The sequence below is a fragment of the Bordetella genomosp. 13 genome, assembly GCF_002119665.1.
GTDB lineage: Bacteria > Pseudomonadota > Gammaproteobacteria > Burkholderiales > Burkholderiaceae_B > Bordetella.
Genome location: NZ_CP021111.1, coordinates 3,580,660 through 3,606,329, shown reverse-complemented (window position 1 = coordinate 3,606,329; position 25,670 = coordinate 3,580,660). Strand labels below are relative to the sequence as shown.

The following is a 25,670-nucleotide window of genomic DNA, read 5'->3' as shown; positions in this document are numbered from 1 at the left end:
CGCGCGGCGCGGCCGGCGGCATCACAGTTCCGCGCATGCGGACCGGAACAGAGTTGCGCTAAGGTGTCGGGCATTCCCCGTCTGGAGTCCCGCCATGCCCTCGTATGCATTCCGCCTGGTCAACGTGTTCGCCGAAAGCACCTTCGGAGGCAATCCGCTGTGCGTGTTCGAGGATGCGCGCGGCATGGACGACGCACTGATGCTGAACCTGGCAGTGCAGTTCAACCTGTCCGAGACCACCTTTATCTTTCCGTCCGAGCAGGCCGATGCGCACGTCCGCATCTACACGCCCGGCTATGAAATGCGCTTCGCGGGCCATCCCACGCTGGGCACGGCGCACGTGGTGCGCGACCTCGGCATGGCCGGCGATGCGCTGACGCTGGAGGTCAAGGCGGGCGTCGTGCCTGTCGTTGCGCAAGGCGATCGGTGGACCTTCACCGCGCCCAGCCGCGGCGCGCCTGCCGTCACGCCGCCGTCCGCGCCGGCCGGCGATATCGCCGCGCTCATGGGGCTGTCCGCCGACGATCTGCTCGACGAGCCCATGTGGGTCGACACCGGCATCGACCAGTTGCTGATTCCGGTGAAAAGTCTCGAAGCCGTGCGCCGCGCGCGGCCCGACAGCTCTCGTCTCGACGCCTGGCCTCGCAGCAGCCTGGGGCGGCGCACCGCATACGTGTTTGCGTTCGGCGACACCGCCGACGACGGACGGCAGGCGGTGCTGGCGCGTTATTTCTTCGCCAAGGACGCGGGCGGCGTGGTGGAAGATCCCGCCACCGGTTCGGCTTGCGCCAACCTCGGCGGGTGGCTGCTGGCCGGGCGGCGCCCGATGCCGGCGCGCATCGCGGTCAGCCAGGGCGAGCAGGCGGGGCGCCCGTGCACGCTTTATCTGGACGTGGAGGCAGAGGGCGTGATTCGTGTCGGCGGCCGGGTGGTGGCGCTGGGGCGGGGAGAGATCGTGTTGCCTGACGCAACCGCCGCTCGCAGCGCCATGCAGGGCACGGGCCGCTGAAAGGCATGGACTGAAAAAAACCCGCCAGCGAACTGGCGGGTTCCGCAGGGGACGGTCCAGGCTTACTTCGCCTTGGACGGGTCCACCTTGATGTTGTTCTTGACCTGCTTGACGCCGTCGACGCCGCGGGTCACGTCAGCTGCGTGGTTAACCTGCTCGGCGGTTGCGACACTGCCGGTCAGGGTAACGACGCCGTTGTTGGTTTCCACGGCGATGTCCAGGGCGCTGAGCGCCTTGTCACCCACGAAGGCGGCACGCACCTTCGTGCTGATTGTGGCGTCCGATACGTACTCGCCCACCGACTGTTTCTCGCCCGCGCCATCCGCCGCATGGGCGGTGGCGGACAGGGCGGTGCCGGCTCCAACGAGCACGGCGGCCATCCATTTGCGTGTCATCATCATGCATAACCTCCGTTATCGTCGGAAGGCGCCGCCCAGGATCGAGAGCAGGGCAAGCACCAGGAATACGAAGAACAGGATCTTGGCGATACCGGCCGCGCCCGCGGCAATGCCGCCGAAGCCCAGGACCGCCGCGATGATGGCGATGACGAAGAAAACTACAGCGTAGTAGAGCATCGTGTTTCTCCTCGAGAGTGGGGCCGCGCCCTATCAGGGATTGCGGTCGAAGAACTCGCGCACTTCGCGCTGCGCGTCTTCGCGCGTCTTGCCGTAGCGCTCCTGGATCAGGCCGGCCAGGCGTTCCGCGTTGCCCTCGGTGCGGGTCAACTCGTCGTCGGTCAGATCACCCCAGGCAGCCTTGGCCTTGCCCTTGAGCTGCTTCCACTTGCCAGCAACGATGTCGTTGTTCATGTCGTCCTCTCCTTGCCAAGATGCGGGAGACTTCCGATGGCCGTCGGTTGCCGCCGCGATTGAGTACGAAAGCTGATCAGCTTGCTGTGTAGCCACTACACCAGGGGGTCACAGGGGCTGTCAAACAGGCGGTGTGGGCAAATGTAAATGCTGCGGAAGCCGTATTCTGCGGGGCAGGCGCGGCCGGTCGTGCGCGCGCGCGCAGCCCGCATAGGAGCCGCAATCGCGACGATCGCCGGACCGCGTGGCCGGCGGATGGGGCGCCGCGAGCGGGTCGTCCAGGGGCTGTTACACCTGGGTGACCATTTGACCGTCTTTGAGGGGAGTACGTAACCGAGGCTGTCGGGCTTATCGCGCCGGCGCCACGGCCACCGCGGCATTGCGCTCGCTGACGCGCTGCGCGATGTGCGCCAGCGCCTCTTCCACCTGGTCCACCAGAATCAGGCAAAGGTCGCCGGGCGCGAGACGGGCCAGCGCCCGATCGATGGCCAGGAACTCGCCGCGGATCTCTTCGATGGCGCTGGCTCGCTGCGCGCGGGCCAGGCCCTGGCGCAGCAGCGCTAGCACTTCGCCATCGGCGCGGCCGCGCTGGCACTGGTCTTCGTACAGCACCACCTCGTCGAAGGCGTCGCCCAGGATCTCGGTCTGGCGGCGCAGGTCTTCGTCGCGCCTGTCGCCCGCGCCGCTGATCACGACGCTGCGGCGGCGCGCGGGCAGGGCGTCGACGGCCTTCACCAGCGCCAGGATCGCATCGGGATTGTGGCCGTAGTCCGCGATCAGCGTGGCGCCGCCGTAGTCGAACATGTTGAAGCGTCCCGGGGCGGTCGCCGCGTCGTTGACGAAGCCCGCCAGGCCGGCGCGTATGGTGTCCCAGGGCAATCCCAGCGCCCAGGCGGCGGCCACGGCCGCCATCGCGTTCTCGATCTGGAAGGCGATGGCGCCCCCGCGCGTGAGCGGTATGGCCGACAGCGGCAGCAGCACGCGCGTGTCGCCCTGGTGGGCGACGATGGCGTCGTCCTGGCGATAGACCACGCGCTGGCCCTGCGCGCGGTGGGTGGCAATGATGGGATGGTCGGGGTCGTTGGCGAAGAACGTGACCGAACCCGGGCAGGCGCTGGCCATGTCGGCCACGATGGGGTCGGCGGCGTTCAGCACCGCCATGCCGCCCGGGCGCACGTACTGCACGATCACGCGCTTGACCACGGCCAGGTCTTCCACCGTGGCGATGTAGCCCAGGCCCAGGTGGTCGCCCATGCCGATGTTGGTGACGATGGCCACGTCGCAGCGGTCGAAGGCCAGGCCCTCGCGCAGGATGCCGCCGCGCGCCGTCTCGAACACGGCCGCGTCCACGCCGGGATGCAGCAGGATGCGGCGCGCGCTGCGCGGACCGCTGCAGTCGCCGGTGTCGATGCGCTGCGACTGCACGTACACGCCGTCCGAGTTCGTCATGCCGACGCGATTGCCGGCGCAGGCCAGCAGGTGCGCGGTCAGGCGCACGGTGGTGGTCTTGCCGTTGGTGCCGGCCACCGCCACCACGGGAATGCGGCCGTCGTCGCCGTCGGCGAACATCTGCCCGACGATGGCTTCGCCCACGGGGCGTCCCTTGCCGAACGAGGGGTTCAGGTGCATGCGCAGGCCCGGCGCGGCGTTCACTTCCACCACGCCGCCATGCTGGTCTTCCAGCGGCAGGTGCACGGTCTCGGCCACCACGTCCACGCCGCAGATGTCCAGGCCTATCATGCGCGCGGCAGTCACCGCGCGCGCGGCCAGGTCGGGATGCACTTCGTCGGTGACGTCGGTGGCCGACCCGCCCGTGCTGAGGTTGGCGTTGTTGCGCAGCACGACCAGCGTGCCGGCCGGCGGCACGGTGTCTGCGTCATAGCCTTGCTTGGCCAGCGTGGCCAGCGCGATGTCGTCGAAGCGGATGCGCGTCAGCGAGGTGGCATGGCCATCGCCGCGCAGCGGATCGGCGTTGACCTGTTCGACCAGCTGGCGGATGGAATGCACGCCGTCGCCCGTGACCTGCGGCGGATCGCGCCGCGCCGCCGCCACCAGATGATTGCCCACCACCAGCAGGCGGAAGTCGTGGCCGGGTATGTAGCGTTCGACGATGACGTCGGAGCTGATGTCGCTGGCGGCCTCGTAGGCCTGCATCACGCGTTCGCGCGTGTCGATGTTGACCGCCACGCCGCGCCCCTGGCTGCCGTCGCGCGGCTTGACCACGACCGGGCCGCCCAGCTCCTGCGCGGCTTCCCAGGCCTCTTCGGCCGACTCGACCAGCCGGCCGCTGGGCACGGGCACGCCGGCCGCGTCCAGCAGCATCTTGGTCAGGTCCTTGTCCTGCGCGATGGATTCGGCGATGGCGCTGGTGTTGTCCGTTTCGGCGGCCTGGATGCGGCGCTGGCGGCTGCCCCAGCCGAACTGCACCAGGCTGCCCTGCGTCAGGCGGTGATAGGGAATGTTGCGCGCCACGGCGGCGGCCACGATGGCGCCGGTGCTGGGGCCCAGTCGGATGTCCTCGTCCAGTTCGCGCAGCCGCGCCAGCGCGGCCTGCAGGTCGAACGGCTGGTCGTCGCGCGCGGCCTCCAGCAACGCGCAGGCCAGTTCGAGGGCCAGCTTGCCTACCGCTTCCTCGCTGTATTCGACCGCGATCTGGAACACGCCAGGCTCGACCGTGGCCGAGGTGCGGCCGAAGGTGACGGGGCAGCCCGCATGGGCCTGCAGGCTGACGGCGATGGCCTGCAGCACGTGCGCCATCGACACCGCGCCCTGATGGCCCTCCGGCCGCAGCAGCCCGATCTGCGGGAAGCGGGCGCGCAGCCGCGCTTCGAACTCGGGCATGTCATCGATGGAGCATTCGGGATCGCTGCACGCCACGATGGCTTCGATGGCCGTGTTGCGGCTCCAGAGGTTGGGGCCGCGCAGGGCGCGGATGCGGGAGACTTCCATGGCGGATTTCCTGTCTCGGAAACGAACGAAAAAGTCAGGCGTGCTGGATCCAGCGCCGCACCGTCTCGGTGGTGGGCCCGGAGTTGGCTTCGTCGGATTGCAGCAGCACCAGATCGCCGGGCTGCGCCTGCGCCAGCGTGTGGCGGATGGCGGTGGCATGGTCCGGCTCGTCGCGAATGTCGCGCGCGCGGCCGCCCTGTTCGGCGCCCTGGCGCAGCAGCGCGCGGGCCTGGCCGGGCGCTCGCTTGGTGGGCGTGGTGGCATCGTCGTAGAGCACCAGGCTGTCGAAGGCCTGGCCCAGCAGCCTGCCCTGTTCGAGCAGGGCGTCGTCGCGCCGGTCGACGCCGGCGCCGTACACGGCGGTAAGCCGCGTGCCGCCGAATTGGCCGATGGCCGCGATCAGCGCGCGCAGCGCGGGCGCATTGTGCGCGCCGTCCACCACCACCGTGACGCCGTCGCGCTCGAACACGGTGAAGCGCCACGGCGCGTCGTTCTGGTCCACGCCGAAGGTCTCGACGCCGACGCGTATCACGGCCAGCGGAATGTCCAGCGCCCAGGCCGCCGCCACCGCGGCCAGCACGTTCTCGATCTGGAAGGCGACGCGGCCGCCGCAGGTCAAGGGCACCGCCGAGACCTGCGCCACGGCCTGTTCGTCGCGGCCGCGCGCCAGCACGATCTGGCCGTCGCGCACGGTGACGGCGCGCTTGCCCAGCGCCAGGTGCGAAGCCAGCGTGGGCAGGGCGGGATCGAGCCCGAAGTACACGACTTCGCCATCGGACAGACCGGCCATCTCGACCACGCGCGGATCGCGCGCGTTCAGCACGGTGGCGCCGCCGGGCAGCACGACGTCGACCTGCGTGCGGAACACGCCGTACAGCCGGTCGGCATCGCCGATGTCGAAGTCGCCCAGGTGGTCGCCCTCGTCGATGTTGGTCACCACGCCGACCTGGCAGCGGTCATAGGCCAGGCCCTGGCCCAGGATGACGCCGCTGTCGTTCTCGATGACGGCGGCTTCCAGCGTACGGTTCATCAGCAGGCGGCGGCCCGCGGCCCAGTCGGCGCGGTCGCCGGACTGCAGCATGCGGCGGTCGATGTAGAGCCCTTCGCTGCATGCCAGGCCGGTCTGCCGGCCGGACAGCTGCAGCAGGCGGGCGATGAGGCGCGACACCACGGTCTTGCCGTTGGTGCCGGTGACGCCCACCACGGGGATGCGGCCGTCGTCGTCTTCGCCGAACAGATGGTCGACGATGGCGCGGCCCACCGGCTGCGGCTTGCCGTCCGCGGGCTTCAGGTGCATGAGCAGGCCCGGGCCCGCATTGACCTCGACGATGGCGCCGCGCTGGTCGGCCAGCGGGCGCGAGATGTCTTCGGCCACCAGATCCACGCCCGCGATGTCCAGGCCCACGGTGCGGGCCGCCAGCACCACGGCGGCCGCGGTGTCGGGATGCACGCGCTCGGTGACGTCGAAGGCCACGTTGCCGCTGCGCTGGATGAGCACGCGGCGGCCGGCCGGGGGCACGGTGTGGGCGTTCATGCCCTGGCGCGCGATCTCCAGGCGCGCCGCCGAGTCCAGGCGCACGGGGTTCAGCGGGCAGGTCTCGGCGCGGCCGCGCCGCGGGTCGGTGTTGATCTGGATGTCGATCAGGTCTTCGATGGTGGACTTGCCGTCGCCGGTGACCCAGGCGGGCTCGCCGGCGGCCGCGGCCACCATGCGGCCGCCCACCACCAGCAGGCGATGCTCGTTGCCCAGGACGAAGCGCTCGACCATCACCCCGCTGCCTTCCTCGACGGCCACGGCATAGGCCGACTCGACCTCTTGCCGGGTCATCAGGTTGGTGAACACGCCGCGCCCGTGGTTGCCGTCATACGGCTTGACCACCACCGGCAGGCCGATGTCCTGCGCGGCTTCCCAGGCGTCTTCGACGCTTTCCACCAGGCGGCCCTCGGGCACCGGCACGCCGCAGGTCTGCAGCAGCGACTTGGTCAGGTCCTTGTCGCGCGAGACGCCTTCGGCGATGGCGCTGGTGCGGTCGGTCTCGGCGGTCCAGATGCGGCGCTGGCGAGCGCCATAGCCTAGCTGGACCAGGTTGCCGTCGAACAGGCGGATGTAGGGGATGTCGCGATCGTCGGCGGCATCGACGATGCAGGCCGTGCTGGGCCCGAGGCACAGCGAGTCGACCATGCCGCGCAGCCGCGACACGGCGCTGTCCACGTCGAAAGGACGGTCTTCGATGGCGGCCATGACCAGGTCGCGGCCTTCCTGCAGGGCGGCTCGCGTGACGTCTTCCTGCCAGGCGCGCACCACCACCTTGTAGACGCCGCGGGTGGAAGTTTCGCGCGCCTTGCCGAATCCGCCGGGCAGGCCGGCCAGGTTCTGCAGTTCGAGCGTGACGTGCTCGAGGATATGGCCGGGCCAGGTGCCTTCGCGCAGCCGCATCAGGAAACCGCCGCGCACGCCCGGGCTGCAGCGGTGCTCGATCAGCGTCGGCAGCCACGTGGAGAGCCGTTCGTAGAACCCGGGAATGAGATTCGAGGGAAAGTCTTCCAGTTCGCCGATGTCGACCCAGGCTTCCAGTACGGGGCGATACGTCCAGATGTTCGGGCCGCGCAAAGCCACGACATCGAGGAATTCAATGTCTCGTTTCTTCATGGATAATCAGGGAGGAACACTGGCCGGCGTGGCAGGCGCATCCCCGGAATTGTTGTGACTTGTCTGGGGGCGTGGCGTGCGGTGGGGTGCCGGTGGGTCGCTGGACGAATTTCCTTAGGGGAATGGGTCGTATCGGTCGCTACTATACGCCGGCTTTATGCCCGTATAAACTCGCGCCCTCGTATGCGTCCCCCTCGATGTTGCAAGGAAGGGACACGTTAACCCACGGCGGCACCGAGGTGGTTTTTCCCGGCCTCCTCCCCGCCGGAGCAATAGATGAGCATTGCGCATCCCCCAACCAGCCCGGCAGGCCCCGTGCTGGAGGAAGCCCTGGAGACGGGCGAAACCGTGCTGGCGCGGCTGGAAACAGACCTGGACGAACGCCTGCGCTACGTGCCCGGCCTGGTGGTGGTTACAGACCGCAGGGTGCTGGCGCTGGCGCCGGGCCAGTCGTCCTGGCAATCCTGGCGCTACGAAGCCGGGCTGACATTGCATACGCACGACCATGCCGGGGCCGCCTGCCTGGAACTGGACGACGGCCATGTCCGTCTGGCGTCGTGGCGCTACACGCTGGGCCGTTCGCCGGCGGCGCTGCGCGTGCTGACCCAGTTCGAACTGCAGCAGGCCCGCGCGGCGGCGCGCGCGGCCGGCCGCGCCGATACGGCCGTGGCCCCGCTGCGCACCTGTCCCGAATGCCAGGCGCCCATTCCCGCCGATGCCGACGAATGCCCGGCCTGCGCGGCCGAGGACGCCCCCAAGCCGGTGTCCAGCTGGGCGCTGCTGCGCCTGTGGCGCTTCGCGCGGCCCTATCGCCTGAGCCTGCTTGCCGGGTTCGTGCTGACGCTGCTGTCCACCGCCGCCACGCTGGTGCCGCCTTACCTCACCATGCCGCTGATGGACGACGTGCTGATCCCGTTCCAGAACGGCCAGCCCATCGACTACGGCATGGTGCGGCTGTACCTGCTGGGGCTGTTCGCCTCGGCGCTGCTGGCCTGGGGCCTGGGCTGGGCGCGCACCTATGTGCTGGCCTGGGTCAGCGAGCGCATCGGCGCCGACCTGCGCATCGCCACGTATTCGCATCTGCAGCACCTGTCGCTGGAGTACTTCGGCGGCAAGCGCACCGGCGACCTCATGTCGCGCATCGGCAGCGAGACAGACCGCATCTGCGTGTTCCTGTCGCTGCACCTGCTGGACTTCGCCACCGACGTGCTGATGATTGTGATGACGGCGGTCATCCTGTTCTCGATCGAACCGACGCTGGCGCTGGCCACACTGCTGCCGCTGCCCTTCATCATGTGGCTCATCCACTTGGTGCGCGACCGGCTGCGCCATGGCTTCGAGAAGGTCGACCGCGTGTGGTCGGAAATCACCAGCGTGCTGGCCGACACCATTCCGGGCATCCGGGTGGTCAAGGCCTTCGCGCAGGAGAAGCGCGAGGTGCAGCGCTTTCGCGAAGCCAATCACCGCAACCTGGACGTGAACGATCGCGTCAACAAGGTGTGGTCGCTGTTCTCGCCCTCCGTCACCTTTCTTACCGAGATCGGCCTGCTGGTGATCTGGGTGTTCGGCATCTGGCTGGTGGCCGAGCATGACGTCACGGTAGGCGTGCTGGCCGCCTTCCTGGCCTACATCGGGCGTTTCTACACGCGGCTGGATTCGATGAGCCGCATCGTCTCGTTCACGCAGAAGGCGGCCGCGGGCGCCAAGCGCATCTTCGACATCCTGGACCACGTCTCCAGCGTGCCCGAGGCGCAGTCGCCGGTCAGCCTGCCCGACATGCGCGGACGCATCGAGCTGCGCGAAGTGGGGTTCCGCTACGGCAACCGCTCGGTGATGCGCGGGCTGAGCCTGTCGATCGCGCCGGGCGAGATGATCGGCCTGGTGGGCCACAGCGGCTCGGGCAAGAGCACGCTCATCAACCTGATCTGCCGCTTCTACGACGTGGCCGAGGGCGCGGTGCTGGTCGACGGCGTCGACATCCGCTCGCTGCGCATCTCCGACTACCGCCGCCACATCGGCCTGGTGCTGCAAGAGCCGTTCCTCTTCTTCGGCACCATCGCCGAGAACATCGCCTACGGCAAGCCCGACGCGACGCACGAAGAGATCGTCGCGGCGGCCCGCGCGGCCCACGCGCACGAGTTCATCCTGCGCCTGCCGCACGGCTATGACTCGTTGGTGGGCGAGCGCGGACAGGCCCTGTCGGGCGGCGAGCGCCAGCGCATCTCGATCGCGCGCGCCTTGCTGATCGACCCGCGCATTCTCATCCTGGACGAGGCCACCTCGTCGGTGGATACGACCACCGAGAAAGAGATCCAGAAGGCGCTGGACAACCTGGTGCGCGGCCGCACCACCATCGCCATCGCGCACCGCCTCAGCACGCTGCGCAAGGCCGACAGGCTGGTGGTGCTGGACCGCGGCCGCCTGGTCGAAGAGGGCACGCACGCGACCCTGATGGCGCGCCGCGGCGCGTACTACGACCTGTACCGCGCGCAGATGCGTCAGGCGGAAATCGCCGACTCGGGATCCGGCGATGCCGATTCCGACATGGTGTGAAGGGAGCAGCGATGAGCAACGATTCTTTCGAATTGCAGCGCAACGCCCATGGCCGGCTGGTCTACGTGGGCGCCGACGGCGTGCGCCACGAAGGCGTGGCGCCGGTGCGCGCCTTCCCGATCTCGCGGCCGCAGCAGGGGCTGTCGCTGCTGGCGGCCGATGGGCGCGAACTGGCGTGGATCGAGCGACTCGACGATCAGCCGCCCGCGCAGCGCGAGCTGATCGAGGCCGAGCTGGCGGGGCGCGAGTTCATGCCCGAGATCCGGCGCATCGTGTCCGTGTCCACGTACGCCACGCCGTCGACGTGGCAGGTCGAGACCGATCGCGGTCCCACCACGTTCGTGCTGCGCGGCGAGGAAGCCATACGCCGCCTGGCGGGCCATGCGCTGCTGATTTCCGACAGCCATGGCATTCATTACCTGATCCGCGATGCGGCCGGACTGGACCGCGGCAGCCGGCATCTGCTCGATCGATTCCTGTAGGCCGCCGGCCGAACCGCCTGCCGGCGCCCGGCCGGTCAGCGCTTGAACGGCGCCCGCGATTCCAGCTCGTGCACGTACTCATGCATGGCCGACGATTCGTGAACGAGGAAGTCCTGGATCGCATCGGCGAAGCGCCTGTCCGATACCCAGTGCGCCGAATACGTGGGCGCGGGCAGAAGACCGCGCGCCATCTTGTGCTCGCCCTGCGCGCCGCCCTCGAACCGCGCCAGGCCGTGCGCGATGCAGTATTCGATGGCCTGCATATAGCAGGTTTCGAAGTGCAGGCCGGGCACGAACACTGCGCTGCCCCAGTAGCGGCCGTACAGCGCGTCGCCGCCGCGCAGGTTCAGCGCCGCGGCCACCGGCTCGTCGCCGCGCATGGCCAGCACCAGCACCATGCACTCGGGCATGCGCGCGCGGATGCGCGCGAAGAACCCGGCGTTAAGGTACGGCGGGTTGCCATGCTCGTAATACGTCTGGCAATAGCAGCGATAGAAGAAGTCGAGTGCGGCCTCGTCGATCTCGTCGCCCGTCAGCCAGCGATACGAAATGCCGGCCTGTGCCACCTTCTTGCGATCCTGCCGGATCTTCTTGCGCTTGTCGTGGCTCATGGCCGCCAGGAACTGCTCCAGGTCGGCATAACCTGGATTGGTCCAGTGGAACTGAACGCCTTCGCGGATCATGTAGCCCGCCTCGCGCAGCGCGGCCAGGTCGTCCTGACGCGGAAACAGCAGGTGCAGCGAAGATACCTTCAAGCCCTGGGCCAGTTCGACCAGGCCATGCGCCAGCGTCATGCGGTCTTCGTGGTTCGCGGCCAGCAGTCGGGCGCCTGCCACAGGCGTGAACGGTATGGCCGACAGCAGCTTGGGGTAGTAGCGCAGGCCGTGCCGCTCGAAGGCGTCGGCCCACGCGAAGTCGAACACGTATTCGCCGCGCGAATGCGTCTTCAGGTACAGCGGCACCGCGGCGGCCAGCTCGTCGTCGCGCCGCAGCGCCAGGAAGTACGGCGTCCAGCCGGTGTCGGGAGAGGCGCAGCCGGTGTCGTGCAGGGCGGACAGGAACTCGTGCCGCACGAAGGGCTGGTCGCCCGCCAGGGCGTTCCATTGGCGGGCATCCAGCGCGGCGAGGGAGGTTTCCAGGCTGAGTCGTGCGGAGGAGGGCATGGCGCAATGATAAAGTCGGCGGGCATTCGCAACCACTTCGATTCCATGAACATCGCAGCATCCGCCGCCTTGCATGCGCGGCTTTTCGTGTTCCGCCAGCACGCCGGCAGGGTGTCGCCATGACGCGGGAAGGCTCTGACGGGCAGGCCTCGCGCAAGGCGACCCTGCGCACCGAGGCCCTGCGTGCGCTGGCTGTCCACGCCTGGCAGGACAAGGTGGCGGCTGTCCAGGCATTGGACGCCGACCTGCCGATCGGCGCCTCGGCCGTCCTGGACGAGCCGGCTGGCCTGCCAGGCCGCCCGGCGAGGCCCGAACTGGCGCCGCGCGCGCATGCCCGCCAGCGCTCGGTGCGCTCGCCGCTGGGCCGCGCGATACTGCTGCACTCGCTGGCCCATATCGAGTTCAATGCCATCAACCTGGCGCTGGATGCCATCTGGCGCTACCCCGGCCAGCCCGACGACTTCTACCGCGACTGGCTGCGCGTGGCGCGCGAAGAGGCTTACCACTTCTCGCTGCTGAACGATCACTTGGCCACGCTGGGCCATGCCTATGGCGACTTCCCCGCCCACAACGGCCTGTGGGAAATGGCCGAGAAGACCCGCGGCGATCTGCTGGCCCGGCTGGCCCTGGTGCCGCGCACGCTGGAGGCGCGCGGCCTGGACGCCTCGCCGCTGATCCGCGCCAAGCTGGCGGATGCCGGCGACGAGGCCGGCGCGGCCATCCTGGACATCATCCTGCGCGACGAGATCGGCCATGTGGCCATCGGCAATCGATGGTTCCGCGCGGGCTGCGATGCGCGCGGCCTCGATCCCGTGGCGTGCTATGCCGACATGGCGCGGCGTTATGGCGCGCCGCCGTTGCGCGGGCCGTTCAATATGCAGGCGCGGCGCGAGGCGGGATTCGAAGAAGCGGAGCTGGAGGCTTTGGTGCAGGCAGAGTCGGACCACCGTCCGCAAGAGTAACGTTCCTCCGTCATGGCGGCCCCGGCGCGTCTGCATCTTGTTGCAGGCTGAGACAGGCCGCGGCCGATAGCCCGGGTGCCGCGCGTATAGAATGGCCCGATGACTCATCGCCGCCTCCTGCCCCTGCTGGCCCTGCTGGCCGCCCAGTCCCTCCACGCCGTATCCGCGCAGCCCGTGCCGGCTTCGTCGCCCGCGTCCGCTGCGCCCCCGGCCGACGCCGCCGCCTACCGCTCCTGCCTTGCCAATCTGCGCGGCGAGGCCGTACAGCGCGGCGTGAAGGCCAGCGTCTACGACGAGCAGATCACCTTCCTCGCTCCGGACATGAGCGTGCTGCCCTTGCTGGACGCGCAGCCGGAGTTCAAGACGCCCATCTGGGACTACATGGCCGGCCTGGTCGACCAGGAACGCGTCGACGACGGCCTGGCCGCCATGGCGCAGTGGCGCGACGAGTTGGCTCGCGCGCAGGAGCAGTTCGGTGTGGACCCCGCCACGGTGGCGGCGGTGTGGGGCGTGGAAAGCAATTTCGGGCGCATCCTGGGCGGCAGGCCGCTGTTGACCTCGTTGTCCACGCTGTCGTGCTTCGGCCGGCGCCAGGCGTATTTCCGCGGCGAGTTCTATTCCACGCTGCGCATCCTGCAGGACGAACACGTAGCCGCCGATCGCCTGAACGGCTCGTGGGCCGGAGCCTTCGGCCAGACGCAATTCATGCCGTCCACCTATCTGCGACTGGCGGTCGATTTCGACGGCGATGGCCGCCGCGACCTGGTCGACAGCGTGCCCGACGCGCTGGGCTCCACGGCCAACTTCCTCAAACAGGCGGGCTGGCAGCCCGGCCTGGGCTGGGGTTTCGAGGTGAAGCTGCCCGAGGGGCTGGACACGTCGAATGCCGGCCGCCGCAACAAGAAGCCCATGTCCGCATGGGCGGCGCAGGGCGTGCGCCGCGTCGACGGCGGCGCGCTGCCCGATGGCGACACCTCCGTCGGGCTGTTCCTGCCCGCGGGGCCCAAGGGCCCGGCTTTCCTGGTCACGCGTAATTTCGACGCAATCTATTCGTACAACGCGGCCGAGAGTTATGCGCTGGCCATCGCGCACCTGTCGGACCGGCTCCGCGGCGGCCCGCCGCTGGCCACGCCCTGGCCCACTGACGATCCGGGCCTGTCGCGCGCCGAGCGCCGGCAATTGCAGGAAATGCTGGTGGCGCGCGGCTACGACATCGGCAAGCCGGACGGCGTGATCGGCGCGCGCACGCGCCAGGCGCTGCAGTCGGTGCAGCGCGAGCTGGGCCTGCCGGCCGACGGCAGGGCGGGGCGCAAAACGCTCGAGGCGTTGAAGGCCGCGCCCGCGTCCTGATCGCTCAGCGCAGGATCAACAACGGCAGGCGCACCTGTGCCAGTATGGACGTGGTGATGCTGCCCAGCATCAGGTGGCGGATGCGCGAATGGCCGTAGGCGCCCATCGCGATCAAGTCCACCGAGTGGTGCCGCGCATAGGCCGCCAGCGCTTCGGCGGGCTCGCCGGGCACGTGCGCCGTCTGCGGCTGGAAGCCCGTATTGGCCAGTTCGGCGCGCGCGTCGCGCAGCGCCGCATCGGCCGCCGCCGTCTCGCCGCCCACCATCACCACGTGCGCGCGCAGCCCCGCCAGCAGCGGGCTGCGGCTGACCATCTCGACGGTCTTGCGGGAGGTTGCGCTGCCGTCGTAGGCGACCATGAAACTGGCAGGCTCGTGGAAGACGGTGCCCGCCACCAACACGGGCCGATGCAGTGCGCGCACGGCCGCTTCCAGTCGATGATCGGGCAGCAGGCGCGACGGCTTCAGCGGCCTTTCGTGGTGCCCCAGCACGAACAGGCGCGTGTCGGGTTCCAGCGTGACCAGCGTCTCGACCAGGTCGCCCTGGTACTGCCGCGCATCGATGCGCGTTTGGCCTTGCGCGCGGGCGCGCTCGGATACCAGTTCCAGCAATTGTCGGCCTTGTTCCTGGGCCACCGCGGAGCGCTTTTCGTCCAGCTCGGCAAGCTCGCGCAGCAACGCTTCCTGCGCGCCCAGCCAGATGCTGCCACTGAGGTCGGATACCGGCATGTAGTCCGAGTGGTATTCCAGTACGCGCAGAAACTGCAGGTCGGTGTCCAGACGCCGCGCGGCCCAGATGGCGTAGTCGCAGATGCCTTGTGCGCGCGTGACGCCATCGATGCAGGCGATCACTTGTTTCATGGCAGTCTCCTTGGTGGGCCGCTGGCCGCGGCCGTCCGGACGTCGCCCGGGTCGCGTGCGCGACGGCACGTGCCATGGGGCGTCCGCCCGGTTCGTTGCCTCCCCGAAACCACTATCCCGCGTGCCGCGCGAAAGTTCAAGCACCGCGCGCAAGAAACGCGCCGCAACAACGAAGCGCCTGCCGCACCGGGCGCCCGGCGCCGCGGCCTCAGCTGAGCGTGTGCTCGTCGGCGTCGTCGACCACGCGGTTGCGGCCGGCCTTCTTGGCGCGGTGCAGCGCCGCGTCGGCGCGGATCAGCAGGCGGTCCAGCGACGTGTCGTTCAGGTCGCGCATCCACGTGACGCCCACGGTGATGGTGGACGCCAGGCGGCTGCCATCCTCCAGCACGATTTCCATGTTCTCGACCGCGGCGCGTAGCCGCTCGCCCACGGCCAGCGATTCCTGGCGCGAGGCGCCGAACAGCAGCAGGCCGAATTCCTCGTCGCCCAGCCGGCCGAAGATGTCCTCTTCGCGCAACACCATCCGGGCCTGCCGCGCGAAGGCCTGCAGGATGCGGTCGCCGGCCCAGTATCCATACTGGTCGTCCACCTGGCGGAAACCGTCCAGGCACAGCATCAGCGCCGCGGCATGGCAGCGCGACGGCGCATGGGCCAGCCACGCCTGCGTGCCGCGCTTGACGAACGCGCTGCGCGTCAGCGCGCCGCTGAGATGGTCATGGTGGGCGGCGTGTTCCAGTTCGGCCAGCAAGCGGTTGCGCGCGGTGTTGATGCTGGCCACGGTCAGCGGCGCCAGGGCGAGCAGCGTCAGGCCCAGGCGCATCGAGGTGGCGGCGTGCATGAACGAGGCCAGCACTTCGGACGGCATGATGCGCGAACTGTAGATCTGCGCCCACACCACCGCCGCCATGGTCAGCAGCGCCACCACGAACAGGCGGTAGGTGAGCGCGCACCACAGCAGGGCCGGGATGGGAAAGAAGATGGCGCCCGGACCGCCGATGGCCATCGCCGCCAGCATGGACGCCGCCAGCGCCAGCGCGGGTATGCTGCGCGTGAGAAGGCCGCTGTAGTCGGCCGAGCGGCGCAGCAGCGCCACGCGTCGCAGGCCCGGCCAGGTCAGCACCACGGGCAGCAGGATGACGTAGCTGGCCAGCTCGCCGATGAACCAGTACGACAGTCCCGTCAGCGTGTCCTGCGCGTACTGGGAGGTGGTGATGCCGCCGCCGATCAGCGCGGACGCGGCCGCGGCGGCCGCGCAGATGCCGAACAGGTGCAGCACCGAGCCGGGCCGTTGCAGGCGTTGTTCCTCGGGTTCCAGCCGCAGGAACAGCGTCCATCCGGTGAAGACGCCGGCCAGGTTGGCCAGGGTGAGCCACAGCGTCATCATGGGCGGGCCGCCGGCGGACAGGTCGGCCAGCACGTAGCCCGAGAAGGCGCCCAGCCAGCCGGCCGGCCCGGACAGGCGCGGCCAGCGCACCATCACGCCCAGCATGATGGCGTTGGCCGGCCACAGCGTGGCGATGAATCCCGAGGGGCGGCTCCAGATTCCGAGCATGCACGATACGTACAGCAGGGCCGCAGCCAGCAGCGCCGAAACGGCGGCCCGCTGCAGTCTGGCGAATCCGGTGGCTGGCGCCTGGCCTTGCGCCGGAGCCGATTGGTACATGTTGTTGTTTTCCTGGCAGGGACTGCGTTCGTGTCGCACCTCGCCGCTGGCCTTGGCGCCATGCGGGGCAAACGGCAGACCGGCGGCGGCAGCGACGGACCGCTATTCTAGCCAGCCGCCGACGCGGCGTCGCCCACGGCATCGCAGCGTGGACGCCGGCCGTGGTTGACCCGGCCGCGACGTATCCGGCACCATCCGGACGTATCCTGACGGGAACCTTAGCGGCCGGATGCGCTCCATTGCACAGCCGCTCGGCTCATTTCATTGACGAAAAGGAAGACCATCATGGCTGTGACGCAGTACCGATCCACGCTTGCTTCCCCCCGCGCCGCGCTGCTGGCCCCGATGCTGGCGGCCGCCCTGGCGTTCCTGCCGGCCGCGGGCGCCGTCGCGCAAAACACGGCCTACCAGCCCGAAGTGGGGCAGGCCGGCAAGGACGTCGTGTGGGTGCCCACCTCGCAGGCACTGGTCGAGAAGATGCTGGACATCGCCAAGGTCACCCCCAAGGACTACCTGATCGACCTGGGTTCGGGCGACGGCCGTACCGTCATCACGGCCGCCCAGCGCGGCCTGACCGCTCACGGCATCGAGTTCAACCCCGACATGGTCGCCCTGGCCCGCCAGGCCGCCACCAAGGCGGGCGTCGCCGATCGCGCCACCTTCACCGCCGGCGACCTGTTCGAGGCCGACCTGTCGCGCGCGCAGGTCATCACCATGTTCCTGCTACCGTCCATCAACGAGAAGCTGCGTCCCACGCTGCTCGACATGAAGCCGGGCACGCGGGTGGTGTCCAACACCTTCCGCATGGGCGACTGGCAGCCCGACGAAACGGCCACCGTCACCGACCAGTGCCAGAACTGGTGCACGGCGCTGCTGTGGATCGTGCCCGCCAAGGTCGAAGGGGCGTGGAAACTGGGCAATCGGGATCTGAAGCTGTCGCAGCAGTACCAGATGCTGACCGGCACGCTGGGACAAAGCCCCATCTCCGACGCGCGGCTCAAGGGCAACGAGATCTCGTTCACCGCCGACGGCGTGCGCTACACCGGCACGGTCGACGGCAAGCGCATGACCGGCAAGGCCGACAAACAGGGCAACTGGACCGCCAGCCGTTCCTGATGCCCGTCGATGCGGCGGGGCGTTGCCGCCCCCGCCGTTCTTATCTCAGCTGCGCGCGGCCTGCGCCAGCTGCGCCCGGCGCTGACCGCCCAGGCGCTCCAGCATCCAGCCCGGATACTCGGGCGGCAGCGCGCTCACTTCCTCCAGTCGCTCCAGCTCTTCGTTCGTCAGCGCGATGCGGGTGGCGGCGATGTTGTCGTCCAGCTGCTCGACCCGCTTGGCGCCCACGATCACGCTGGTCACCACGGGACGGTGCAGCAGCCACGCCAGGGCGATCTGCGCCACCGACACGCCGCGCGCCTGCGCGATCGCGCGCATGACGTCGATGCAGTCGTAGGCCCGGTCGACGTTCACAGGCGGAAAATCGAATACGACGCGACGGCTGCCGGCCTCGGCCGCCTGGTCGCGCCCGTACTTGCCGCTGAGCAGTCCGCCCGCCAGCGGGCTCCACACCATCAGGCCCACGCCTTCGCTTTGCAGCATGGGCGCCAGCTCGCGTTCCAGGTCGCGGCCCGCGATGGTGTAGTAGGCCTGCAGGGACTCGAATCGCGCCAGTCCCAGCCGCTGCGAAATGCCTAGCGCCTTCATGATCTGCCATGCGGCCCAGTTCGACACGCCGACATAGCGCACGTGGCCGTGGCTGACCAGCGTGTCCAGTGCGTACAGCGTTTCCTCGATAGGCGTGGCCGGATCAAAGCCGTGCACCTGGTACAGATCGATGTGGTCGAGCTGCAGGCGCGCCAGGCTTGCCTTGACGCCATCCAGAATGTGATAGCGCGACAGGCCCCTGGAATTGTGGCCTTTCGTGCCTGTTTCTCCGAAGACCTTGGTGGCGATCACCACGTCCTCGCGGGCCACCTTGAGGTTCTTCAAGGCCTGGCCGGTGATGATCTCGGAACGGCCCTGCGAGTACACGTCGGCCGTGTCGATGAAATTGATGCCGGCTTCCAGCGAGCGCGCCACGAGCCTGTCGGCCTCGTCCTGCTGCAGGGCGCCGATCTTGCTCCATATTTCGCCCTCGCCGCCGAACGTCATGGTGCCGAGGCACAACTCCGACACGAACAGGCCGGTACTGCCGAGTTTCTGGTATCGCATGCTGGAACTCCTTGGATGATCCGTCGGCGGTCGCGGAAGGTGTCGCGCGATGGCGGCGGACAGGGGAACGGTGGGGCGTGAGCCGCGTCGGAAGTATGCGCCGGACACCGGGCGCGCTGCTGCCCGATCATGCCGGTTTGTTGCCTGATTCTACGAATGTCGTCGATGTCGTCGGCAGCGGCGGCACGGAGCCTGGAAAAACCCCACTTGGCGCTTCGCACGAATAGGCATAAGTTTCGGACGATCAGGCAACTATGCACCCTGCGGCGCATTGATAATTATTCAGATTCAAGTCAGAAAAATGGGCGGCCGGCGCCTCGCGCGCACGGACCGAGCAGGGAAGGCGCGGCGCCGCGGGGCGCACGTCAGGAGAAGCCGCAAGACCGCGTGTACGCCATCGAACCGAGCTGTATCCAGCCAACCTACAGGAGTCCAGCATGAGGACTATGCGTTCCCTGCTCACCACCCTGGTCGCCACCGCGACCCTGTTCACCGCATCCGCCGGCGCCCAGGCCCCCGCCCCGCCGTCACGCGCCCCGGACGTCATCTTCGTGCCCACGCCGCAAGAGGTCGTGAACGAAATGCTGAAGGTGGCCAAGGTGGGCCCGAACGACGTGCTGTACGACCTGGGGTCCGGCAACGGCATCATTCCGGTCACCGCCGCACGCGAATTCGGCACGCGCGGCGTGGGCTTCGACATCGACCCCGCCCGCATCGCCGAGGCCAATGCCAACGCCAGGCAGAACAAGGTGACCGACAAGGTCAAGTTCGTTCAGGCCGACCTGTTCGAGCAAGACCTGTCCGAGGCCACTGTCATCAGCCTTTACCTGCTGCCTTCCCTCAACCTAAAACTGCGTCCCAAGCTGCTGGCCCTGAAGCCTGGCACCCGCATCGTGTCCCACGCCTTCGACATGGGCGACTGGAAGCCCGATCAGACCGTCAACGTGAACGGCCGCACCGTCTATTTCTGGACGGTGCCCGAACGGAAGTCGTAACAGGCATAGTGATCACTGCATGCCGTTGTATGCTTGATCAGTCAAACATTATTGATCGTTCCCGCATGCGTGATCCTTCTCGTCTGAATGATGCGCCCGATGCCGGTTCGCCGGCATCGCCCGACAATCAGGCGTTTTACCCCTCCAGTTCCGGATCGGATTCCGGACTCGAGCGAGCCCAGCTCGAATTGGTGTTTCTGCTGCGCCGCCTTGCGGGCAATCTGGAAGGAACGGCCAACACAGCCATCGAAGGGCTGTCGATCCATCGCCTGATGAATCCCAGCGGTCCCAGGCACGCCATCCAGCGCACGGCCCTCGGCGTCATCGCACAGGGTTCCAAACGCCTGCTGGTGGGCGACGAGATCTACGAATACGACCCCATGCACTACATGGTGTCGTCGGTCGACCTGCCCGTGGTCGCCCACGTCACCGCGGCCAGTTCCACGCAACCCTATCTTGGCCTGAAACTCGAGTTCAGCGCCGAGGACATCCGCGAACTGCTGCGCAACGGCGGCCTGCCGCCGGCGACCCAGACCGGCCCGGCGCGCGGACTCTACGTAAACCGCATCGGCGCCACCCTGCTGGACGCCGTGCTGCGGATGCTGCGCCTGCTGGAGGCCCCGGCGGACGTGCCCGTGCTGGCGCCCATGATCAAGCGCGAGATCCTGTATCGCCTGCTGGCCAATGGACAGAGCGCCCGGCTGCGCCAGATCGCCCTGCAGGACAGCCAGACTCAGCGCATCGCAGATGCCATCCGCCTGCTGCGCGAGCGTTTCAGGCAGACCGTGCGCGTCGAAGACCTGGCGCGCGAGGTCCACATGAGCGTGTCCTCGTTCCATCACCACTTCAAGGCCGTCACGGCCATGAGTCCGCTGCAGTACCAGAAGCAGCTGCGCCTGCAGGAGGCGCGCCGCGTGATATTCATGGGTACTGTGGACGTGGCCATGGCGGCGCATCTGGTGGGCTACGAAAGCGCGTCGCAGTTCAGCCGCGAGTACAGCCGCCTGTTCGGCGCCTCGCCCATGCGCGACCGGCGCAGGCTGCTCGAAGACGCGCGCTGAAATTTTCCTGTTTGCACGCGGCTCCGCGGCTTTCATGGATTTTGCAGGCGCGCGTACGGCCTTCCTGCTTGCGCGCGCGGATCCGCGTCGGCCTGCATCCGCGGTAATGCTAAACGCCCGTCAGCCCGGCCCGCCGCCCAGCAGGCCGCGCAGCCTGCGCCGCAGCGGCGTGTCGTCGGCGCCTTCGGCGCCCAGCTGACGCAGGGCGACATCACGGCTGGCGCCGCTGCGCAGATCGATCTCGCGCACGACCTGGCCCTGGTCGTAGACGAAAGCCACGTCGGCCAGTTCGAGCACGTCGTCGGCGTCGTGCGAAATCATCAACGCCGGGATGTTCCATTGCCGGCGCACTTCGGCCAGTTCGCGGCGCAGCGACGCGCGCAGCATGGGGTTGAGCGACGCAAAAGGCTCGTCCAGCAGCAATACCTTCGGTTCGCAGGCCAGCGCGCGTGCCAGCGCAACCCGCTGCTGCTGTCCTCCCGACAACCGGGCCGGCCGGCTGTCGGCCATTTCGGCCAGGCCGAAACGTTCCAGCAGGTCCTGCACGCGCCGCGCATCCCTCGCCGCCAGGCCGCGCCTGTGCCACGAGGTCAAGCCGAAGCCGACGTTCTCGCGCACCGACAGATGAGGGAACAGCGCGTAGTGCTGGAACAGATAGCCGATGCGGCGTTCCTGCGGCGGCACGTCGATGCCGCGCGCCGCGTCGAACAGCGTGCGGCCGTCCAGCAGTATCCGTCCCGCACGCGGCTTCTGCAGGCCGGCAATGGCCTGCAGCGTCAGCGACTTGCCGGCGCCTGACGGTCCGTACAGCGCCGCGAACGGCGCGTCGGTGGCGAAGCGCGCCGCCAGGTCGAAGCGCCGCGCGCCGTCGCGCAGGTGCAGTTGCAGGTCTACGTCGATCACGGCTGGCCGAAGCCGTAGCGTTGCAGCACCTCGCGCGCCTGCGGCGTGCCGAGGAAGTCGACGTACTGTTGCGCCAGCGCCTTGTGCGGGCTGTCGCCACCTACCGCCACGGGATAGCTGACGGGGGTGTGACCCGTGGCGGTCAGCACGATCCTCACCCTGTCCTTCATCACGGCGGCATCGGTACGGTAGACGAAGCCTGCGTCGACTTCGCCGCGGCGGACATAGTCGAGCACCTGGCGCACGCTGTCGGCGGGCACGAGCTTGGGTTCCAGCGCGGTCCACAGCCCGGCGCTTTCCAGGGCCTGCCGCGTATAGCGGCCCACGGGCACGGTGGCGACCTTGCCGACGGCAATGCGCTTGACCGCCGCGCCGGTCAGGTCCTGTACCGACGCAATGGGCACCGCGTCCTGCGCGGGAACGATCAGCACCACACTGTTGGTGGCGAAGTCGCGCCGCGTGCCGGCATCCACCAGCTTCTGCGCCACGGCCTTGTCCATGGTGGCCTGGTCGGCGCTGGCGAACACGTCGACCTGCGCGCCGCCGCTCATCTGCTGCAGCAGCGTGCCGGAGGCGCCGTAGTTGGCGCGCACGGTGGCGCCGGGCGCCTGGGCCGAGAACAGCTGGTTGATGTCGTTGAAGGCGTCGGTCAGGCTGGCGGCGGCCGAGACGGTCAGTTCCGCAGCCCGGGCCGACAGCGGTACGGTCAGGGCAAGCAGCAGGCAGGCGAGACGTGATCGGCGCATGCGGGTTCCTTGGTTGGGATCAGCGTAGCGAGAGATAGCGGTTCGACATCACCAGGATGGCGATGGACAGCAGCGAGGTGACGATGACGAGCACGAGCGCAAGATCGTCCTGGCCGGCCTGCACGGCGTCGTAGATGGCCATGGACAGTGTCTGGGTGCGCCGCGGAATGGACCCGGCCACCATGAGCGATGCGCCGAATTCGCCCATGGCGCGCGCATAGGCCAGCAGCGTGCCTGCCAGGATGCCGGGCCACGCCAGCGGCAGGGTGACGCGCATGAACACCGACCACGGCGACTGGCGCAGCGTGCTGGCGGCCGACTCCAGCGTGCGGTCGACGTGGGCGAAGGCCGCGCTCGCCGACTTCAGCACCAGGGGCAGCGCTACCACCGCCGATGCCACCACCGCGCCATGCCAGCTGAAGATGATGCTGTAGTCCAGGTGCTCGCGCAGCCAGCTGCCCAGCGGACTGCGGCGGCCGGCGGCCACCAGGATGGCATAGCCGATGACGGTGGGCGGCAGCACCAGCGGCAGCATGAATACAGCCTCGAGCACAGTACTGCCGGGAAACGGCCGGCGCGCGAACAGCCATCCCAGGCTGACGCCCACCACCAGCGCCAGCAGGGTGGCCAGTGCGGCCACCTTCAGGGAAAGCATCAGCGGGAACCAGTCGAAGGAGGCCATCGCGGAGAGCGTCATGCACGGAAGAATACAACGACCCCGGCGGCAGGACCAGCGAATGTTCGAAGCGGGGGCAGGCAGGGCGTCGCGCTTAGCGCGCCAGCATGGCGGTCAGCGTGGCGATCTCGTCGGCCGCGGCCGCGCGGGCGCGCGCCTCGATGGCCCGGTAGCAGCGGATCAATTCGAGCCCGGCGTTCGTGACCACCGTGCCGCCGCCGCGCGCGCCGCCCGCCGCGCTCTCCACGGCAGGCTCGCGCAGCGAGCGGTTCAGTTCGTCCACCAGCAGCCAGGCGCGGCGGTACGACATGCCCAGTTGCTGGGCGGCGGCCGTGATGGACCCGGCTTCGATGATGGCCTCGAGCAGCGCGATCTTGCCGGGACCGATGGCGATGCCGGCATCGCGATAGACCCGCAGGCGGAACTGCACGCGGGGCGTGGTGGAACTGGTCATGGCGCGTGGGGGAAACGGCTAGGGCTATGCTTCGTCGGCGGCGTCCGCCCGCAGCGCCACCGCCACGGTTTCGGTCGTGTCGGGCTCGACGGTGAGCACGTCGTCCATGACGCGCGCCGTTTCCACGCACAGCATGCGCTGCCAGGCGTCGTCCGCGAACTCGTCCAGCCGCCGGGATTTGTCTATCCAGGGGTTCCATATCACCGCCGAGCGCGAGTTCGCCGCGGCGATGCGTATGGTGCGGTCCCAGCCCGGGTCATGCACCTCGATGGGCTGGTCCACCTCCTGGTAGATGCGGTCAGTCTCGCCTTCGATGGTGATGGCGCCCAGCTGGCGGCGCGGCTCCCAGCCGCGCACGGTGTCCAGATAGGGCTTGTCGTGCAGGCCTTCGATGCGAATGTTCCGGCTGTCCGACACCGCCAGGTAGGTATGCAGCGCCAGGCTGGTGGTGAAGGCATCCGAGCCGGTATTGGCGATGGCGAGAGCCAGTTCCACGGCGGCGCCGAAGCGCGCGCGCAGCGTCAGGCGAGCGGCGTGCCGCCATGGCCCCAGGCGCTTGCGCAGGTCCAGCATGAAGACCAGTTCGCCCCAGTCCTTGCCGGTGTCCTGGCTGAGCAGCTCCCATTCCACGTTGCGCACCAGCCCGTGCGACGGCGCGTCCTCGGGGGCGTCCACGCAGTCGCGCACCGACTGCGGGTTGAACGCATACACGCCGAACCACGGCCAGCATACCGGCACGCCGCCGCGCACCGGCACGCCCGCCTGGAAGCTGGCCTGCTCGGAGAGCCAGACCAGCGGCTGCTCGCCGGCCGGCGTGTAGCTAAGCAGCTGTGCGCCCTGGCGCGCCATCAGGGCCGTGCCGTGCGGCGTCTCGACACGCAGGCAGTCCAGCGCGCCGAGGCGTTCGGGAATGATGCGGATGGGGGAGGGCTTGTTCATGGCGGTCTGCTCCTGGCTGGGTACGGTCACGCGCTCGTCAGCATGCAGAGTACCCGATGCCTGCGCCGTGCGGGCTTGTCCTCGATGTCGGCGAAAAGCGAAGTTTGACAGCGCTGTAGCGCGGTTTACTTCTGCTTGCCATCGGTCAGGCGCGGCGTCTGTCTCATTTCGGCAGGTTGGCATATGTTTGAGGGCGCCCGCCATCCGGCGGCGCTGGGCCGTGAAGCGCGGCCCACGGCCCTCCATGGAGATGCATGTGGCAGACCAGAATGATTCGACACGGACGGACGCCGACGATGGCCTGGCGGACAAGCTGGCGCGCCAGGCGGAGGCGGGCGGCGATGCGGCCGCCAGAAAGGAATCGGCCGAGGAATTGACCGAGAAGCTGCCCTCCAAGGCGGCCGCCGTGCACGAGATCATCCGCAAGGAGGGCGAGAAGGAACTGCGCCGCGATTTCTTCGCCCTGTTCTGGTCCGCCATCGCGGGCGGCCTCACCATGAGCGCCTCGATGCTGGGCCGCGGCGTGCTGCAGGCGTACGTGCCCGACGCGCCCTGGGCCGTGCTCGTCGAGGCGATGGGCTACACCCTGGGCTTCATCTTCGTGATTACGGCGGGACAGCAGCTGTTCACCGAAAACACGATCACGCCGGTGCTGCCTTTCATGTCCCAACCCACCTGGCGCAAGTTCAGCCAGCTGATGCGCCTGTGGGGCACCGTGCTGCTGGGCAACTTCGTGGGCGGCCTCATCGCCGCGGCGGTGTTCGCCTATCTGCCGATGTTCTCGCCCGCGGTGAACGACGAGTTCGTCGCCATGGGACGCCATCTGCTCGAGGCGCCGAATGGCGAGTCCTTTGCCACCGCCGTGCTGGCCGGCTGGCTGATCGCGCTGCTGGTGTGGATGATCCATGCGGTGGAGTCCGGCAGGGTGGTCTTCATCTTCCTGGTCACCTACCTGATGGGCATATCCGACGTTGCCCACGTGGTGGTGGGCACTATCGAAGTCACCTATCTGGTGCTGCTGGGCGAGGCGACGATCTCCGAGTCGCTCGCGAACTTCGTGCTGCCCACGCTGCTGGGCAATGTGGTCGGCGGCACGTTCATCTTCGCGCTGATCAGCCACGCGCAGGTACGGGCCGACGTGGACCGCGGCCGGGCCAATGACGTGCGCGGCCCGCTGGGCACGTCGGATACCAGCGGTCCGCGATCGTCGCGCTTGCCGCCGGCGGTGTGAGTCCG

23 protein-coding genes are annotated in these 25,670 nt (G+C 68.7%); 9 read left to right on the top strand and 14 right to left on the bottom strand.

Going from position 1 to position 25,670, the window contains the following annotated elements; all coding sequences use genetic code 11:
• The first annotated feature begins 94 nt into the window (after nt 1–94).
• Entirely contained in the window at nt 95–1,009 is a 915-nt protein-coding gene (locus CAL15_RS16175) for a PhzF family phenazine biosynthesis protein (protein ID WP_086079533.1), read from the top strand.
• 62 nt (nt 1,010–1,071) lie between these two features.
• Here CAL15_RS16175 and CAL15_RS16170 read toward each other — a convergent pair whose 3' ends face one another.
• The 5 genes from CAL15_RS16170 to cphA (CAL15_RS16145) all read right to left on the bottom strand — a co-directional run bounded on the left by CAL15_RS16170 (nt 1,072) and on the right by cphA (CAL15_RS16145) (nt 7,417).
• Entirely contained in the window at nt 1,072–1,407 is a 336-nt protein-coding gene (locus CAL15_RS16170; RefSeq protein ID WP_086081137.1) for a BON domain-containing protein, read from the bottom strand.
• Nucleotides 1,408–1,422: 15 nt separating this feature from the next.
• The gene (locus CAL15_RS16165; RefSeq protein ID WP_082852992.1) at nt 1,423–1,584 is read right to left on the bottom strand and encodes a DUF1328 domain-containing protein; all 162 of its coding nucleotides are present in this window, start codon (nt 1,582–1,584) and stop codon (nt 1,423–1,425) included.
• Between the two features lie 33 nt (nt 1,585–1,617).
• A complete protein-coding gene (locus CAL15_RS16160; RefSeq protein ID WP_086079532.1) occupies nt 1,618–1,818 on the bottom strand; it encodes a CsbD family protein in 201 nt (66 codons plus the stop codon).
• A 348-nt stretch (nt 1,819–2,166) separates the two neighbouring features.
• On the bottom strand, nt 2,167–4,767 hold the full coding sequence (gene cphA, locus CAL15_RS16150) for a cyanophycin synthetase (protein WP_086079530.1): 2,601 nt from the start codon (nt 4,765–4,767) through the stop codon (nt 2,167–2,169).
• A 34-nt stretch (nt 4,768–4,801) separates the two neighbouring features.
• Entirely contained in the window at nt 4,802–7,417 is a 2,616-nt protein-coding gene (gene cphA / locus CAL15_RS16145) for a cyanophycin synthetase (RefSeq protein WP_086079529.1), read from the bottom strand.
• Between the two features lie 276 nt (nt 7,418–7,693).
• Between cphA (CAL15_RS16145) and CAL15_RS16140 the strand changes: the two genes are divergently transcribed.
• Nucleotides 7,694–9,970, top strand: coding sequence for a cyanophycin metabolism-associated ABC transporter (locus tag CAL15_RS16140; protein WP_086079528.1), 2,277 nt, complete (start codon nt 7,694–7,696; stop codon nt 9,968–9,970).
• A gap of 11 nt (nt 9,971–9,981) precedes the next feature.
• Nucleotides 9,982–10,452 carry a cyanophycin metabolism-associated DUF1854 family protein gene (locus CAL15_RS16135; protein WP_086079527.1) on the top strand — a complete coding sequence of 157 codons (471 nt, stop codon included), beginning with the start codon at nt 9,982–9,984 and terminating at the stop codon, nt 10,450–10,452.
• Nucleotides 10,453–10,487: 35 nt separating this feature from the next.
• On the opposite strand, the gene CAL15_RS16130 is transcribed toward CAL15_RS16135, so the two are convergent.
• Complete coding sequence (locus tag CAL15_RS16130; protein WP_086079526.1) at nt 10,488–11,615, bottom strand: GNAT family N-acetyltransferase; 1,128 nt, start codon at nt 11,613–11,615, stop codon at nt 10,488–10,490.
• A 119-nt stretch (nt 11,616–11,734) separates the two neighbouring features.
• Here CAL15_RS16130 and CAL15_RS16125 point away from each other — a divergent pair, with 119 nt between their 5' ends.
• Together CAL15_RS16125 and CAL15_RS16120 are read left to right on the top strand one after the other, a co-directional pair.
• Nucleotides 11,735–12,577, top strand: coding sequence for a ferritin-like domain-containing protein (locus CAL15_RS16125; RefSeq protein WP_086079525.1), 843 nt, complete (start codon nt 11,735–11,737; stop codon nt 12,575–12,577).
• A gap of 99 nt (nt 12,578–12,676) precedes the next feature.
• Complete coding sequence (locus tag CAL15_RS16120; RefSeq protein ID WP_086079524.1) at nt 12,677–13,927, top strand: lytic murein transglycosylase; 1,251 nt, start codon at nt 12,677–12,679, stop codon at nt 13,925–13,927.
• 4 nt (nt 13,928–13,931) lie between these two features.
• On the opposite strand, the gene CAL15_RS16115 is transcribed toward CAL15_RS16120, so the two are convergent.
• Both CAL15_RS16115 and CAL15_RS16110 read right to left on the bottom strand, forming a co-directional pair.
• Nucleotides 13,932–14,786 carry a universal stress protein gene (locus CAL15_RS16115; protein WP_086079523.1) on the bottom strand — a complete coding sequence of 285 codons (855 nt, stop codon included), beginning with the start codon at nt 14,784–14,786 and terminating at the stop codon, nt 13,932–13,934.
• 208 nt (nt 14,787–14,994) lie between these two features.
• Nucleotides 14,995–16,449 carry a GGDEF domain-containing protein gene (locus CAL15_RS16110; RefSeq protein ID WP_086079522.1) on the bottom strand — a complete coding sequence of 485 codons (1,455 nt, stop codon included), beginning with the start codon at nt 16,447–16,449 and terminating at the stop codon, nt 14,995–14,997.
• Nucleotides 16,450–16,734: 285 nt separating this feature from the next.
• On the opposite strand from CAL15_RS16110, the gene CAL15_RS16105 reads away from it, so the two are divergent.
• Nucleotides 16,735–17,565 (top strand): SAM-dependent methyltransferase, encoded by an 831-nt coding sequence (locus CAL15_RS16105; protein WP_086079521.1) that lies wholly within the window; start codon nt 16,735–16,737, stop codon nt 17,563–17,565.
• Between the two features lie 45 nt (nt 17,566–17,610).
• Here CAL15_RS16105 and CAL15_RS16100 read toward each other — a convergent pair whose 3' ends face one another.
• On the bottom strand, nt 17,611–18,660 hold the full coding sequence (locus CAL15_RS16100) for an aldo/keto reductase (RefSeq protein WP_086079520.1): 1,050 nt from the start codon (nt 18,658–18,660) through the stop codon (nt 17,611–17,613).
• Between the two features lie 437 nt (nt 18,661–19,097).
• Between CAL15_RS16100 and CAL15_RS16095 the strand changes: the two genes are divergently transcribed.
• Together CAL15_RS16095 and CAL15_RS16090 are read left to right on the top strand one after the other, a co-directional pair.
• Nucleotides 19,098–19,655, top strand: a complete 558-nt coding sequence (locus CAL15_RS16095) for a class I SAM-dependent methyltransferase (RefSeq protein ID WP_198299067.1) — start codon at nt 19,098–19,100, stop codon at nt 19,653–19,655.
• Between the two features lie 65 nt (nt 19,656–19,720).
• Nucleotides 19,721–20,716: an AraC family transcriptional regulator gene (locus CAL15_RS16090; protein ID WP_086079518.1), complete on the top strand. Its 996-nt coding sequence runs from the start codon at nt 19,721–19,723 to the stop codon at nt 20,714–20,716.
• Between the two features lie 120 nt (nt 20,717–20,836).
• Here CAL15_RS16090 and CAL15_RS16085 read toward each other — a convergent pair whose 3' ends face one another.
• The 5 genes from CAL15_RS16085 to CAL15_RS16065 form a co-directional block, all read right to left on the bottom strand.
• Nucleotides 20,837–21,619 carry an ABC transporter ATP-binding protein gene (locus CAL15_RS16085; RefSeq protein ID WP_086079517.1) on the bottom strand — a complete coding sequence of 261 codons (783 nt, stop codon included), beginning with the start codon at nt 21,617–21,619 and terminating at the stop codon, nt 20,837–20,839.
• Entirely contained in the window at nt 21,616–22,365 is a 750-nt protein-coding gene (modA, locus tag CAL15_RS16080) for a molybdate ABC transporter substrate-binding protein (RefSeq protein WP_086079516.1), read from the bottom strand. Before modA ends, CAL15_RS16085 begins: the two co-directional genes overlap by 4 nt.
• 19 nt (nt 22,366–22,384) lie before the next feature.
• On the bottom strand, nt 22,385–23,062 hold the full coding sequence (gene modB, locus CAL15_RS16075; protein ID WP_086079515.1) for a molybdate ABC transporter permease subunit: 678 nt from the start codon (nt 23,060–23,062) through the stop codon (nt 22,385–22,387).
• Nucleotides 23,063–23,135: 73 nt separating this feature from the next.
• Entirely contained in the window at nt 23,136–23,495 is a 360-nt protein-coding gene (locus CAL15_RS16070) for a winged helix-turn-helix domain-containing protein (RefSeq protein ID WP_086079514.1), read from the bottom strand.
• A 24-nt stretch (nt 23,496–23,519) separates the two neighbouring features.
• Nucleotides 23,520–24,434, bottom strand: a complete 915-nt coding sequence (locus CAL15_RS16065) for a D-hexose-6-phosphate mutarotase (RefSeq protein WP_086079513.1) — start codon at nt 24,432–24,434, stop codon at nt 23,520–23,522.
• Nucleotides 24,435–24,690: 256 nt separating this feature from the next.
• Here CAL15_RS16065 and CAL15_RS16060 point away from each other — a divergent pair, with 256 nt between their 5' ends.
• The gene (locus tag CAL15_RS16060; protein ID WP_198299066.1) at nt 24,691–25,665 is read left to right on the top strand and encodes a formate/nitrite transporter family protein; all 975 of its coding nucleotides are present in this window, start codon (nt 24,691–24,693) and stop codon (nt 25,663–25,665) included.
• The last annotated feature ends 5 nt before the right edge of the window (nt 25,666–25,670 follow it).

What these genes read in the sequence shown, in the direction of transcription:
- CAL15_RS16115 (WP_086079523.1), bottom strand. Translation starts at nt 14,786, where the DNA reads ATGAAACAAGTGATCGCCTGCATCGATGGCGTCACGCGCGCACAAGGC.
- CAL15_RS16095 (WP_198299067.1), top strand. Translation starts at nt 19,098, where the DNA reads ATGAGGACTATGCGTTCCCTGCTCACCACCCTGGTCGCCACCGCGACC.
- CAL15_RS16140 (WP_086079528.1), top strand. Translation starts at nt 7,694, where the DNA reads ATGAGCATTGCGCATCCCCCAACCAGCCCGGCAGGCCCCGTGCTGGAG.
- cphA (WP_086079529.1), bottom strand. Translation starts at nt 7,417, where the DNA reads ATGAAGAAACGAGACATTGAATTCCTCGATGTCGTGGCTTTGCGCGGC.
- CAL15_RS16090 (WP_086079518.1), top strand. Translation starts at nt 19,721, where the DNA reads ATGCGTGATCCTTCTCGTCTGAATGATGCGCCCGATGCCGGTTCGCCG.
- CAL15_RS16105 (WP_086079521.1), top strand. Translation starts at nt 16,735, where the DNA reads ATGGCTGTGACGCAGTACCGATCCACGCTTGCTTCCCCCCGCGCCGCG.
- CAL15_RS16110 (WP_086079522.1), bottom strand. Translation starts at nt 16,449, where the DNA reads ATGTACCAATCGGCTCCGGCGCAAGGCCAGGCGCCAGCCACCGGATTC.
- cphA (WP_086079530.1), bottom strand. Translation starts at nt 4,767, where the DNA reads ATGGAAGTCTCCCGCATCCGCGCCCTGCGCGGCCCCAACCTCTGGAGC.
- CAL15_RS16120 (WP_086079524.1), top strand. Translation starts at nt 12,677, where the DNA reads ATGACTCATCGCCGCCTCCTGCCCCTGCTGGCCCTGCTGGCCGCCCAG.
- CAL15_RS16160 (WP_086079532.1), bottom strand. Translation starts at nt 1,818, where the DNA reads ATGAACAACGACATCGTTGCTGGCAAGTGGAAGCAGCTCAAGGGCAAG.
- CAL15_RS16100 (WP_086079520.1), bottom strand. Translation starts at nt 18,660, where the DNA reads ATGCGATACCAGAAACTCGGCAGTACCGGCCTGTTCGTGTCGGAGTTG.
- CAL15_RS16135 (WP_086079527.1), top strand. Translation starts at nt 9,982, where the DNA reads ATGAGCAACGATTCTTTCGAATTGCAGCGCAACGCCCATGGCCGGCTG.
- CAL15_RS16170 (WP_086081137.1), bottom strand. Translation starts at nt 1,407, where the DNA reads ATGATGACACGCAAATGGATGGCCGCCGTGCTCGTTGGAGCCGGCACC.
- CAL15_RS16070 (WP_086079514.1), bottom strand. Translation starts at nt 23,495, where the DNA reads ATGACCAGTTCCACCACGCCCCGCGTGCAGTTCCGCCTGCGGGTCTAT.
- CAL15_RS16125 (WP_086079525.1), top strand. Translation starts at nt 11,735, where the DNA reads ATGACGCGGGAAGGCTCTGACGGGCAGGCCTCGCGCAAGGCGACCCTG.
- CAL15_RS16165 (WP_082852992.1), bottom strand. Translation starts at nt 1,584, where the DNA reads ATGCTCTACTACGCTGTAGTTTTCTTCGTCATCGCCATCATCGCGGCG.
- modA (WP_086079516.1), bottom strand. Translation starts at nt 22,365, where the DNA reads ATGCGCCGATCACGTCTCGCCTGCCTGCTGCTTGCCCTGACCGTACCG.
- modB (WP_086079515.1), bottom strand. Translation starts at nt 23,062, where the DNA reads ATGACGCTCTCCGCGATGGCCTCCTTCGACTGGTTCCCGCTGATGCTT.
- CAL15_RS16130 (WP_086079526.1), bottom strand. Translation starts at nt 11,615, where the DNA reads ATGCCCTCCTCCGCACGACTCAGCCTGGAAACCTCCCTCGCCGCGCTG.
- CAL15_RS16065 (WP_086079513.1), bottom strand. Translation starts at nt 24,434, where the DNA reads ATGAACAAGCCCTCCCCCATCCGCATCATTCCCGAACGCCTCGGCGCG.
- CAL15_RS16175 (WP_086079533.1), top strand. Translation starts at nt 95, where the DNA reads ATGCCCTCGTATGCATTCCGCCTGGTCAACGTGTTCGCCGAAAGCACC.